This window comes from Enterococcus sp. ARL09-542, from assembly GCF_005234805.1.
In the GTDB taxonomy this organism is placed as follows: Bacteria; Bacillota; Bacilli; order Lactobacillales; family Enterococcaceae; genus Enterococcus_D; species Enterococcus_D gallinarum.
In genome coordinates this window covers 18,441-31,586 of record NZ_QPQX01000005.1, presented here as the reverse complement: position 1 = coordinate 31,586, position 13,146 = coordinate 18,441, and the positions used below count along the sequence as shown (strand labels likewise).

The following is a 13,146-nucleotide window of genomic DNA, read 5'->3' as shown; positions in this document are numbered from 1 at the left end:
CTTTTTGTCTAAAATGTATGTGGCTGGTTATTCTTCTGTTTCTGACGTGTAGTAACTATGGTCTTCCAAATTCAATGCATTCAAAATCATGGAAGCTGTCTCTTCAATTGAAAGAGAGGCAACATTAATGACGATGCAGCCTAATTTTTGATAAAGATCATTGGCAAACTCTAATTCAGCCCGGATTTTTTCAATATCTGAATACGCCGTGTCTGGATTCAATCCGTAAGAACGCATCCGTTCTTTGCGTATGCTGTTTAAAACGTCGGGATCATTCGTTAACCCAACGATTTTGCTCGGTTCGATTTCCCACAACTGCTTAGGAATATGTGCTTGGGGCACAAGAGGCAAATTCGCCACCTTCAAGTTTTTGTTGGCTAAGAAAAGACTTAGCGGTGTTTTTGATGTTCGGGAAACACCTAACAAAACGACATCGGCTTCGAGAAAACCTCGTGGGTCTTTTCCATCATCGTATTTAACAGCGAATTCCATTGCTTTGATACGTTTGAAATAATTTTTGTTTAAATGATGCAATGCGCCGGGTTCTCGCGACGGAGCGACACCTGTGCGTTTTTCTACCTCGGTGACAGGAGGAGTCAATACATCAAAATGATATAGGTCGGCTTCTTCACAAAAGTGATTGGTTAGCGAGACTAGCTCATCGTTAATCAGTGTGTGCAAAATAATGGCATCGTGTTTTTTGGCATCAGTCAACGCCTGGATCAAGTGTTCTTTGGTGTGAATAAAGGTACGCCGAAATAAGTTGAATTCAACACTTGGGTACTGTGCCATGGTTGCTTGAGCTAATTTGGAGGCCGTTTCTCCTGCTGAATCGGACAAGACAAAAATCGTGACAATCGTTTCTTGTGGGTTCATAGTAAAATCCTCTCTTGCATTTTTGATAATTTCATTATACCATACTTACGATCGCTAAAAATCGGAATGATTTTGATTTACTGGAGGGATTCGATGAAAAATCAACCATTGATTGAGCAAGCTATGTCGATATTAAAAGAACATGGCTATAAATATACCAAAAAAAGAGAAGCTATCATTACTTATTTAGTGAAACGCAACCGTTATTTGCCGGCAAAAGAAATCCATGATTTCATGTCTGAAGAATACCCGGGTCTAAGTTATGACACGATCTATCGGAACCTTCATGATTTTTCTGAGATTGGCATCTTGGAAGAGACTGAATTGAATGGAGAAATGAAATTTCGTTATAATTGCTGCGTGGAATTGGAAGATCATCACCATCATCATTTTATTTGCACGGTTTGTGGCAAAACAAAAGAGCTGCATATTTGTCCAATGGATTTCTTTCAAGAACAATTGCCCGGGTGCAGTATCGAAGGCCATCGTTTTGAAATTCTAGGCAGATGTGAAGATTGTCGCTGATTGTTCGGATTCTAAGATTGAATCAGGAAGTTCATCGACTTTTTTACTAGAATACCTTGACACTTTTTCAGGGGTTAGCTATAATTTTCAAAGGACAGTCTTGTTTTTTGAGATTTTATTTCAATGACAAATACGGTTACTTTTTAAGCTCGGAGGGAGGGAATTTACATGTCAAAAACAGTCGTTCGCAAAAACGAATCACTTGACGATGCTCTTCGTCGCTTCAAACGTTCCGTGTCAAAAGCGGGTACTTTACAGGAATCTCGTAAACGTGAATTTTACGAAAAACCAAGTGTAAAGCGTAAGAAAAAATCTGAAGCAGCTAGAAAACGTAAAAAATTCTAATTTTCTACTGTTTTGAGAATTGGAGCTGGTAGTGTGACGCTACTAAGTACACTGAATGATGACATGAAAACAGCGATGAAAGCCAAAGACAAGGAAACGTTGCAGGTGATTCGCATGTTGAAAGCATCGATTCAAAACGAACAGATCAAAAAAGGTGCCGACTTGAACGAAGAGGAAGAATTGACTGTGTTGTCTCGTGAAATGAAACAACGTCGTGATTCTCTGACTGAATTTGAGAAAGCCGACCGTACCGATCTGGCTGAAAAAGTCAAAGGTGAAATTGCAATTGTTGAAAAATACTTGCCGGCACAACTTGATGAAGCGGAAATTCGCCAAATCGTTGCTGGTGCGATCGAAAAAACAGGAGCTTCTTCTCCGAAGGAATTCGGAAAAGTGATGGGCGCTGTGATGCCTCAAGTAAAAGGCAAAGCAGACGGCAACCAAGTCAATGCGATCGTCAAAGAATTATTAGGGCAAATGTAAGGACACGCCGTAAGCATCTTATTGGATGCTTACGGCTTTTTTGTTCTTTCTTAGTGAGTATTTTTAAGTAGAATCAATGATCGAAAAACAAACTTTTAATAAATTGCAAAGAACGCTGCCAAAACGCTTCTTGAAGCTTACAAGTAATTTTGCTTTTAGCGATTGTGTGGTATTATAAACTAGAATGCCTAAAAAAGGAGCTGTAACTTATTTGACAGAAGAGCGTATTTCTTTGGAAATCCAACTGACTCAAAATGATGATATTAGTTTGTTGTTGGGTTCCCATGACAAACATATCAAAGTCATCGAAGATGCTACACAAACAACGATTCATACCCGCGGAGAAATGATCCAAATCATTGGTGAAAAGACAGCCGCTGAAAAAGCCCAATCCGTGATCCATGCGTTGCAAGAGTTGATCAAACGAGGGATCAATATCAGTACGCCAGATGTTATTACGGCATTGAACATGGCAAATAAAGGAAACTTAGATTATTTCACAGATATGTATGAAGAAGAAATCATCAAAGATCGTAACGGTAAGCCGATCCGCGCAAAAAATGCCGGACAAAAGAAATATATTGAAGCCATCAGAACCCATGATGTCGTTTTTGGCGTTGGACCAGCAGGAACCGGAAAGACGTTTCTTGCCGTTGTCATGGCCATTGCGGCATTGAAGAAAGGACAAGTTCAAAAAATCATCTTGACGCGACCCGCTGTTGAAGCAGGTGAAAATCTTGGCTTTTTACCAGGTGATCTGAAAGAAAAAGTCGATCCCTATTTGCGTCCCGTTTATGATGCCCTTTATCAAATCTTTGGTATGGATCATACCAATCGTTTGATGGAACGCGGCGTGATCGAGATTGCTCCGCTAGCCTATATGAGGGGGCGGACTTTGGAAGATGCTTTTGTGATTCTTGATGAGGCACAGAATACCACTATTGCCCAAATGAAAATGTTTTTGACCCGCCTAGGATTTAATTCAAAAATGATCGTTAATGGCGATACAAGTCAAATTGATTTACCAAAAGGAACAACGAGCGGACTGATTCATGCGCAACGAGCGTTAGAAGCAATTCCTAAAATTGCGTTTGCGCACTTTGAAGCAGGAGATGTCGTTCGTCATCCAGTCGTTGCAGACATTATACGTGCCTATGAGGAATCCGATAGTAAAGAACAACGTTGATTGTCGGACAGGAGGGGTAAAATGATCATACAACCGTTACGGAATTTTCGAGAAAAATTAGGCCGCTTTTACCTGCCGCTGCTTATGGTGCTCTTTTTTGTTTTATCTATTGGGATCATGTTTTCCAGTGTAAAACAAAACAATGTCGACTATAGCGAGGGGCAGGTTGCGGAAGAAAATATCCGAGCCAACAAAACGATTGAAAACACAACTGCTACTGAACAAAAACGTACGCTAGCCGCTGAAGCCGTCTCGCCTGAATACACGTATCAAGACGATTTGGCACAAGTTCAACATGAACGGATCAATCATTTGTTTGAATTGATTGATACAGTCAACAAGACTGTCAATACGAAATATGAAGCTGCGGTCAAAGCTGCTGGTGAAAATGAAAATGTTCCTAAACCGGATACAGAAGAGTATATCGCCACTTTAAAAAAAGAATTTGAAAAAATGAGTGATGATGAACTTGATTTTTATCAAGCGCTGACCAATAATTTTTTGTCGACATTGTTTTCATTGAATAGTGATCAGCTGAACACGGTAAGAGATTATGCGCTGCAGCTTGTTGATGAACAAATGGCTAAACAGATCCGCCAATCTGAATTGAGTACTTTTCGATCAGAAGCCGAAGAAAAGATCCAGTTTTTGGATGTAACTTCTGAAATGGCAACAGCATTACGCTTTTTAGTCAATCAAGGGATCGTTGTCAACGATTTTCCTAATGAGAAACGAACGGAAGAAGCTCGGCAGGCTGCCAAAGACGCTGTTCAGCCTGTTATGATCTATCAAGGTGAGATCATTGTCCGGGAAGGCTCGCAGATTGATTCAAATGCATTAGAAAAATTGCAGCTTCTCGGTCTGACGAGTCAAACCTTCTCTGTATTTCCGTTGATTGCTTTAGTTTTTACTGCTGCTTTACAGATGCTCATGCTCTTTTATTACACACGGCAGACAAAAAACGAAGACAAACGGATGAATGCTGTGACCTTTTATGTCATTGCGATGATTTTTAGTATTTTATTGATGAAGTTTTTCCAACTATTTCAGTCTGAACTCATCGCGTTCATTCCGTTATTCTTTCCAGCTGCCTTTACCCCGCTGATCTTGAATATATTCTCAAGTCGGCGTTTGGGAATTTTAGCTGCGATGTTTCAAGTAATCAATGCGATTTTCATTTATTTTAATTCCAGCGGTACGAATATGCTGACTACTGTCTTGGTAACCTATTTGTTCTCTGGATTGATGGGAACGATGATCAGAAGGGAACGAATCGCCAGTCAAGGACGAACAGCCATTATGTGGGTCATCGTCTTTCCGTTCTTATTAAGTGTCATGTTAGTGATTTTCCAAGGGATGGATTTCGCGAGAGGCAATACCTGGACGACGATCATTTGTGCCTTAGCGGGTTCATTACTTAGCTATCTACTAACGATTGGTTTGCATCAATACATTGAGTTATTGGTCTCAGACAATAGCATGATCGTTCTGAACGAACTAAGTAATCCAAATCACCCGTTACTTAAACAATTACTGGAAGAAGCACCAGGAACCTATCATCATAGTATGATGGTCGCCAATTTGAGTGCTAATGCTGTAGCAGAGATCGGCGGACAAAGTTTACTGACACGGGTCGCTTGTTACTATCATGATATTGGTAAATTAAAGCATGCGAATTTCTTTGTTGAGAATTTACCCGCAGGGGCTGAAAATCCCCATAACTTTTTGCTTCCGGAAGACAGCAAGCAGATCATTTTCGGACATGTGATCGATGGAGCGGTTCTTTTAGAAAATGAGAAAATGCCTCAGATGGTGGTGGATATTTGTCGCCAGCACCATGGAACAACCTTGATGCGTTATTTCTATGTCAAAGCGAAAGAACGTAATCCAGAAGTGACAGAAGCCGATTTTCGCTATCCTGGACCAAAACCACAAACAAGAGAAGCAGGGGTCGTTAGTATCGCGGATAGTTGTGAAGCTGCTGTGCGGGCAATGGATAATCCCACAGATCAGAAAATCAAGGAATTTGTTTCGAATTTGATCAATGATCGGATTCTTGATGGACAATTAGATGAGTCCGGACTGACATTGCATGAAATTCGTATCATTGAAAAGTCCTTAGTCAATGGATTGTGTAGTACATTCCATTCACGGATCAAATATCCGAAAATGAAGTCCGAAGCGGAAAAAATGAAAGAAGAACAAGAAAGAAGAGATCGGTAATGGAGATTGCTTTTTTAGATGAAACAAATACAGTGAGTCAAGAGAAAATCAATGAAATTGATGAACTGCTGCAGTATGCGGCAGACTATTTGAAGCTGCCTGAGGATACGGAAATGTCTGTCACCTTCATGGACAATGCCGCTATCCAAGTCATCAATCGGGACTATCGTGATAAAGATCAACCGACGGATGTCATCAGTTTTGCTTTGGAAGAAGAAACGGAAGAAGAGTTGCCGATCATCTTTGATGATGAAATGCCAGCTATGCCGAGAAATCTTGGGGATATCATGATTTCAGTCGAGCGGGCAAAAGAGCAAGCTAGTGAGTATGGACACAGCTATGATCGGGAATTGGGCTTTTTAGCGCTGCATGGATTTTTGCATATCAATGGTTATGATCATATGACACCAGAAGATGAGAAAGAAATGTTCGGTCTGCAAAAGGAAATATTGGATGCCTATGGACTCAAAAGATAAGAATACAGAAAAAAACAAACAATTTATCACATCCATTGAATTTGCCTTTACAGGAATCAAGACCGTCTTTGACGAAGAGCGCAATATGCGCAAACATGTCTTGTTAGGCATCGTTGCAATCATTGCGGGATTTGTCTTTAGATTAAATCAAATGGAATGGCTCTGGTTGTTGTTGTCGGTATTTTTGGTTTGGATCGTGGAAATCGTCAACACAGTCTTTGAAAATGTCGTTGATATGTTTACCGATTTTCACTTCCATCCCATTGGCAAAAAAATCAAAGACATGGCGGCAGGAGCAGTCCTGATGACAGCATTCTTTGCATTGATCGTTGCGGCAATCATTTTTATACCAAAAATTTTAGCGTTCTTTTAGAAAGATAATACACAGAGGAGATCACCTATGACAACACATAAATCAGGCTTTGCTGCCATTGTTGGCCGGCCCAACGTTGGTAAATCCACATTACTTAATCGCGTAGTAGGTCAAAAAATCGCTATCATGAGCGACAAAGCACAAACGACCCGAAATAAAATCCAAGGGGTTTACACAACACCAGATGCACAAATCGTTTTTATCGATACACCTGGAATCCATAAGCCAAAACATCGCTTAGGAGATTTCATGGTGGAAACTGCTTATAGTGCACTTCGTGAAGTCGATGTGACCTTATTTATGATCAGTGCCGATCAAAAACGGGGGAAGGGCGATGACTTCATTATCGAGCGGCTGCGGAAAAACGAGACACCGGTCTTTCTAGTCATCAATAAAATCGATAAAGTACATCCAGACGAACTTTTAGCTATTATCGAAGATTATGCGGCTCAAATGACGTTTGCGGAGATCGTGCCGATTTCGGCAACGGAAGGAAATAATTTTGAGACATTGATGAGATTAGTCATTGATCAAATGCCGGAAGGTCCCCAATATTTTCCTGAGGATCAAATCACAGACCATCCAGAATATTTCATCGTTTCGGAATTAGTGCGGGAAAAAGTGCTGTTACTGACTAGAGACGAAGTGCCTCACTCAGTCGCTGTGGTGGTTGACTCGATGAAACGGGATGAAAATGATAAAATTCATATTCAAGCAACGATCGTCGTTGAACGGGATAGCCAAAAAGGAATCATTATTGGGAAAGGCGGCAAAATGCTGAAACAAATCGGAACAAAAGCACGATTAGATATCGAGCATTTGTTAGACGATAAAGTTTACTTGGAATTATGGGTCAAAGTTCAAAAAGACTGGCGAGACAAACAAACCTTCCTGACAGACTACGGTTATCGGAACGATGATTACTGATCTTCTCTAAACAAGATCAGCTAAGAAGTTTGATGAGAGAAAAGACAAAGAAAGCTGGAGCAAGCGAAGGGGATTGAGCTGCTTCAGCTTTCTGGTTTAGAAAGGAGCGTTGTTCATGAATTTAGTTGAAACAAAAGGGATCTTGTTATTTACTAGGGACCATAAAGAAAATGATAAACTGGTCAAAATATTCACTGAATCGGCTGGAAAGCAAATGTTCTATGTAAAAGGTGCCCACCGCAAGAATAATCCTTTAACGCCAGCTTTGCTTTCGTACACTGAAGCGACCTATATTGGAAATATTCGTTCTGAGGGCTTGTCATTCTTGAATAATGCCAAAGATATCCATTCTTTTCGCAAAATCCAAGGTGATATTTTTCTTGCAGGCTATGCTACGTATCTATTGAATCTGGCTGACTCTGCGATCGATGACCGCGTGTACGATCCAAATCTCTATCATTTCTTACATGAAGCTTTGCAGTTGATGGATACTGATAATGATGCAGAGATCATCACTAATATTTTTGAGATTCAGTTGCTGCAGCGTTTTGGGGTCTCACCGATATGGACCCACTGTGCGGTCTGCGGACAAACAGAAGGCCGCTTTGATTACTCCTCGAAATACAATGGCGTCATATGCGAAAAGCATTGGGCCTTAGATGACCATCGTTATCACGGTGATCCAAGGGCAATCCATTTTATTCGTTTGTTTGCACAAATCTCTTATGAACAAATCGCATCGATCAAGTTAAAACCAGAAACGAAGCAAGCCATTCGTCAGGTAATTGATTTATTGTATGATGAATATGTTGGCTTACATTTGAAAAGCAAAAAATTTATTGATCAAATGGGACAGTGGCAAGATATCCTGAAACCCAAAGATCAACGATAAAGTTGGCGAAACTTCTTTGGAGTAGCGCCAACTTTTTTTTTGAAAAGAGCAGTGAAATGACTTGCATCTGGGATTCCTACCAAGAAAGCGACATCTTGGATATCCAGATGAGGCTCGCCTACCAATAATTCTTTGGCACGATTCAGGCGATAATTCAGCAAAAATTGGGAGGTTGACTGCCCCAAAAAGCGCTGAAAGAGACGCGACAAATACTGCGGAGTTACAAAAATTTTTTCCGCAAGTTCAGCGACGGTCAATGGATGAGCATAATTGGTTTCGATTTCTAGTAGTACAGGCGCAATGTAGCGTTGGTACAAATGATGCTTTTCATTTGCGTCAGCATTTTGTTGTTGGATCAATGCCAAAAGAAAGTGATAGCAACTGCTGGAAGAGCGCAATGGGTCTAATATTTTTTCTTGATCGTCGCTGATTCGTTGATTGATCCACTCACTGTAAGAAAATAAAGGGCTATCTTGCCCCATCAAGTAGCGCTTTCCGCCAAAAGGTTTCAACAGTTCCTGTACTAAATCTCCTTGCAGCGTAACAAAGTTTGTCTGCCAGTCTCTATGAGGATGGTAACGATGAGGGATGAATGGCAAAATCAAAATGCCAGCCCCAGGAGTTAACACAAAGGATTGATCGTTAAAAAGGACGGTCCCTTGGCCAGCGGTAGTTTGCAACCAGTGATAATATGGATAACCAGTGGGGCGAACCACTTCATCTTGTGCCCAATGATTCCCAATGCTCTCGATACTGACAGGGAGCCGAGGGTTGTTCTGATAGAAATAGATAGACATTGAATTCTCCTTGTTTCGAAATATTATAGAATCATGACAATCCTATTATACTACAACTTTTTGAAAAGCCTTACAATAATAATTATCAATGAGAAAAAGGAGCGTCAAACATGAAAAAAGTTTTTGAACGGTTTTTATTCGGTGGCGATTATAACCCTAATCAGTGGCCGCAAGAAATCTGGCAAGAAGATATGCGAATTTTTAGAAATGCACACATCAATAGTGCGACTATCAATGTCTTTTCTTGGGCAAAAATCCAACCTTCAGAGCACAATTATTACTTTAATGAGTTGGATGAGATGATTGATATGTTGAGTGAAGAAGGCTACGACATTGTATTAGCGACTTCAACAGCGGCGTTGCCAGCATGGATGTTCAAGCGCTATCCAGAAGTGGCTCGAACTGACTATGAAGGGCGGCACCATAAATTTGGACAGCGGCACAATGCGTGTCCTAACAGCTTAGTCTACCAAAAATATGCACAACGATTAGCTGGGAAATTGGCACAACGCTATGGTGGTAACCCGCAAGTCACTTGTTGGCATATCAATAATGAATATGGAGGTGAGTGTTATTGCGAAAACTGTGAGAAAGCTTTTCGGGTCTGGCTAAAAGATAAGTATCAAACCCTTGAGGCATTGAATAAAGCGTGGAATCTGGAATTTTGGGGGCATACTGTTTATGAATGGGACGAAATCGTTCTGCCGAATGCTCTTTCTGAAGGAATCGGTCATGACAAAACCGCATTTGCAGGAATTTCTATCGATTATCGTCGTTTCAATTCTGACAGTCTTTTAGAAAACTTTAAGTTAGAACGGGACGCTATTCGTCAATTCGATAGTCAAACACCGATTACCACGAATTTGATGGGAACTTTTAAAGGACTCGATTACTTCAAATGGGCAAAAGAAATGGATATTGTTTCTTGGGACAACTATCCTTCGTATAATACACCATGGAGTTTCGTTGCAATGACTCATGATTTGATGCGGGGATTGAAGCAAGCGCCGTTTATGTTGATGGAACAAACACCATCCCAACAAAACTGGCAACCATATAATTCATTGAAAAAACCTGGCCAAATGCGCGCGCAAAGCTATCAGACGATCGCTCATGGAGCAGATACAATCCAGTTTTTCCAACTTCGCCGCTCCATTGGTGCTTGTGAGAAGTTTCATGGTGCGGTGATAGAACATGTTGGGCATGAGAACACCCGTGTATTTAAAGAAACTGCAGCATTAGGAGAAGAATTGAGCCGACTGAACGAAGTTTTGGGTAGTGAAACAAAGGCTGAAGTTGGTATTCTATTTGATTGGGATAATTATTGGGCATTGGAATATACGAGCGGACCAACAGTTGATTTGACTTATGTGCAACAAATCCATCAATATTATCGTTACTTTTATGAAAAGAATATCGCAACAGATTTGGTGTCAGTTGATGCAGATTTCAGCAAGTACCAAGTGCTGGTAGCACCGGTTTTGTACATGGTAAAAGCAGGTGTGAAAGAAGCTCTTGAATCCTTTGTGGAACAAGGAGGCACCTTGATCACAACGTATATGAGTGGCATTGTTGACCAGTCAGACAATGTCCATCTAGGCGGCTACCCTGGGCCTTTAAGAGAGCTAGCAGGAATCTGGATAGAAGAGATTGATGCATTAGCACCAGAGCAGACGAACGTTATCCAATTAAAGGGGGGAAGACAGGGAGAAAGTAACTTAGTCAGTGAGATCATCCATTTGGAGACCGCTGAATCTGTAGCGGACTATACGAGTAACTTCTATGCCGGTTCACCAGCAGTGACCAAAAATCGATTTGGTCAAGGTGTCGTTTATTATATTGGGACTCAACTTGAAAAAGATCTTTTAGATACGATCTTGGATGAGGCAACCAATAGCGCAAATCTAACTGCTGTGATTGAAGGAGAAACAAATCTAGAAATCAGCTGTCGTCGTACGGAAGAAGTGGTTTACTATTTTATCATCAATTTTCAGAAGCAAGCGCAAAAGGTGCCGGCACAATTTGTAGGAAAGAAGGACCTACTGTCCGGTAAGCATTTGACTGAAGACTCCGTTGCAAATCAATACAGTGTATATGTAATCAAGGAAGGAAGAAGCGAATGACTGCTTTTGTAATCAAAGACGAATTTTATTTAAATGATCAGCCCATGAAAATTATTTCTGGCTCGATACACTATTTTCGAGTTGTGCCTGCATATTGGCGGGATCGCTTAGAAAAATTACGTTTGATGGGTTGTAATACAGTCGAAACGTATGTGCCTTGGAATATGCATGAACCGCAGGAAGGAAAGTTTGACTTTAGCGATAATCTTGATTTGCGGCGCTTTATTCAGCTTGCACAGGAGGTAGGGCTGTATGTGATCCTTCGTCCAGCACCTTATATTTGTGCGGAATGGGAATTCGGGGGCCTTCCTTATTGGCTGTTAAAAGATCCCTTCATGAAGATTCGCTTTGACTATCCACCGTTTATGGAAAAGATCGCTCGATACTTTACACAGCTTTTTTCTCAAGTGAGTGATTTACAGATCACTCAAGAAGGACCAATTTTGATGATGCAAGTTGAAAATGAATATGGCAGTTATGGAAATGACAAAAGTTATTTGCGAAAGTCTGCTGAACTAATGCGTCACAATGGCATTGACGTGCCCTTATTTACGTCAGATGGTCCTTGGCTGGATATGTTAGAGAACGGTTCGATCAAGGACATCGCACTGCCAACCATCAACTGTGGATCAGACATTCAGGAGAATTTTAGAAAACTTCAAGAATTCCATGGGAAGAAGCAGCCATTGATGGTCATGGAATTTTGGATAGGCTGGTTTGATGCATGGGGAGATGACAAGCACCATACCACATCGGTAACCGACGCTGCTAATGAATTGCGGGACTGCTTAGAAGCTGGCTCCGTCAATATTTATATGTTCCATGGTGGCACGAACTTCGGCTTTATGAATGGTGCCAACTATTATGAGAAATTATCACCAGACGTTACTAGCTATGACTATGATGCGTTGTTATCGGAATGGGGCGATGTGACACCTAAGTATGAAGCATTTCAACAAGTCATAGGTGAAATTACCGAAATCCCATCCTTTCCTTTGACTACAAAAATCACCAAACGGGCTTATGGTAGCTGGAAAGTTAGTCAGCGAGTTTCTCTCTTTGAGACACTAGCTAGCATCAGTCAACCAGTCAAGCACAATTATCCTTTAACGATGGAACTGTTAGATCAAGCTACTGGCTATGTCTATTATCGTTCGCAAATTGGCAAATCGCGTGTGATCGAAGACTATCGACTGATCCATTGTCAGGATCGAGCCCATACGTTTATTAATAATCAGCTGCAATTTATTCAATATGATCAGGAAATCGGACAAAAGAAGACTCTCACACTGACGGAGGAGTCAAATGAGTTAGGGATCTTGGTTGAGAACATGGGACGGGTCAATTACTCCGTCCAAATGAATCATCAATACAAAGGTATCAAAGACGGAGTGATCGTCAACGGTGCGTTTCAAAGTGAATGGGAAATATACAGTCTACCGATGGATAATCTTGATCAAGTAGATTTTTCCGGTCACTGGCAAACGGGACAACCGAGTTTCTCCAAAGTGAGCTTTCAAGTGGATGAATGCGCAGATACATTTGTAGAACTGCCGGGCTGGGGCAAAGGATTTATTGTGATCAATGGGCATAATATTGGTCGTTTCTGGGAGAGAGGACCGCAAAGACGGTTATATATTCCAGCTCCTTATTTACGAGAAGGAAACAACGAGGCTGTGATTTTTGAAAGTGACGGTCGGGTATCAGATATGATCATCTTTCACGATCAGCCGGACTTAGGCCCTAATTAATTGCTTTTATATTTTTTGATTGACAAAGTCCCTATACAGCTACTATGATAAGGATAATCAAATAAATACGTTGATCGGAAAAAAGAAAGAAGCCAGAGTCATCCAGCGAGCTTGGGATAGTGAAAGCCAAGTTGAATCCTTTTTTCGCAGGCATCCGGGAGTATGACTC

Annotated in this window: 13 protein-coding genes; 11 read left to right on the top strand and 2 right to left on the bottom strand. The window is 41.0% G+C overall.

What is annotated here, in order from left to right; all coding sequences use genetic code 11:
• Positions 1 to 27: 27 nt before the first annotated feature.
• The gene (locus DVW06_RS07065) at positions 28 to 876 is read right to left on the bottom strand and encodes a pyruvate, water dikinase regulatory protein (protein WP_003126279.1); all 849 of its coding nucleotides are present in this window, start codon (positions 874 to 876) and stop codon (positions 28 to 30) included.
• 93 nt (positions 877 to 969) lie between these two features.
• Here DVW06_RS07065 and DVW06_RS07060 point away from each other — a divergent pair, with 93 nt between their 5' ends.
• The 9 genes from DVW06_RS07060 (at position 970) to recO (ending at position 8,306) form a co-directional block, all read left to right on the top strand.
• Positions 970 to 1,401, top strand: coding sequence for a Fur family transcriptional regulator (locus DVW06_RS07060; RefSeq protein ID WP_003126280.1), 432 nt, complete (start codon positions 970 to 972; stop codon positions 1,399 to 1,401).
• A gap of 168 nt (positions 1,402 to 1,569) precedes the next feature.
• On the top strand, positions 1,570 to 1,746 hold the full coding sequence (rpsU, locus tag DVW06_RS07050) for a 30S ribosomal protein S21 (protein WP_002356740.1): 177 nt from the start codon (positions 1,570 to 1,572) through the stop codon (positions 1,744 to 1,746).
• Between the two features lie 33 nt (positions 1,747 to 1,779).
• A complete protein-coding gene (locus DVW06_RS07045; protein WP_003126298.1) occupies positions 1,780 to 2,229 on the top strand; it encodes a GatB/YqeY domain-containing protein in 450 nt (149 codons plus the stop codon).
• Positions 2,230 to 2,440: 211 nt separating this feature from the next.
• Positions 2,441 to 3,415 carry a PhoH family protein gene (locus DVW06_RS07040; RefSeq protein WP_003126299.1) on the top strand — a complete coding sequence of 325 codons (975 nt, stop codon included), beginning with the start codon at positions 2,441 to 2,443 and terminating at the stop codon, positions 3,413 to 3,415.
• Positions 3,416 to 3,436: 21 nt separating this feature from the next.
• A complete protein-coding gene (locus DVW06_RS07035) occupies positions 3,437 to 5,638 on the top strand; it encodes an HD family phosphohydrolase (protein ID WP_005471208.1) in 2,202 nt (733 codons plus the stop codon).
• Positions 5,638 to 6,114: an rRNA maturation RNase YbeY gene (ybeY, locus tag DVW06_RS07030; protein ID WP_003126301.1), complete on the top strand. Its 477-nt coding sequence runs from the start codon at positions 5,638 to 5,640 to the stop codon at positions 6,112 to 6,114. The genes DVW06_RS07035 and ybeY overlap by 1 nt, the downstream gene beginning before the upstream one ends.
• On the top strand, positions 6,098 to 6,487 hold the full coding sequence (locus tag DVW06_RS07025) for a diacylglycerol kinase family protein (RefSeq protein ID WP_029486721.1): 390 nt from the start codon (positions 6,098 to 6,100) through the stop codon (positions 6,485 to 6,487). The genes ybeY and DVW06_RS07025 overlap by 17 nt, the downstream gene beginning before the upstream one ends.
• Before the next feature lie 27 nt (positions 6,488 to 6,514).
• Complete coding sequence (gene era, locus DVW06_RS07020) at positions 6,515 to 7,414, top strand: GTPase Era (RefSeq protein WP_003126304.1); 900 nt, start codon at positions 6,515 to 6,517, stop codon at positions 7,412 to 7,414.
• Positions 7,415 to 7,529: 115 nt separating this feature from the next.
• Positions 7,530 to 8,306, top strand: coding sequence for a DNA repair protein RecO (recO, locus tag DVW06_RS07015; RefSeq protein WP_041119729.1), 777 nt, complete (start codon positions 7,530 to 7,532; stop codon positions 8,304 to 8,306).
• On the opposite strand, the gene DVW06_RS07010 is transcribed toward recO, so the two are convergent.
• Entirely contained in the window at positions 8,297 to 9,103 is an 807-nt protein-coding gene (locus tag DVW06_RS07010) for an AraC family transcriptional regulator (RefSeq protein WP_003126306.1), read from the bottom strand. The two genes, recO and DVW06_RS07010, sit on opposite strands and share 10 nt — an antisense overlap.
• A 110-nt stretch (positions 9,104 to 9,213) precedes the next feature.
• On the opposite strand from DVW06_RS07010, the gene DVW06_RS07005 reads away from it, so the two are divergent.
• Positions 9,214 to 11,226: a beta-galactosidase gene (locus DVW06_RS07005; RefSeq protein ID WP_137264521.1), complete on the top strand. Its 2,013-nt coding sequence runs from the start codon at positions 9,214 to 9,216 to the stop codon at positions 11,224 to 11,226.
• Positions 11,223 to 12,977: a glycoside hydrolase family 35 protein gene (locus tag DVW06_RS07000; protein ID WP_081131596.1), complete on the top strand. Its 1,755-nt coding sequence runs from the start codon at positions 11,223 to 11,225 to the stop codon at positions 12,975 to 12,977. Before DVW06_RS07005 ends, DVW06_RS07000 begins: the two co-directional genes overlap by 4 nt.
• Positions 12,978 to 13,146: the final 169 nt, after the last annotated feature.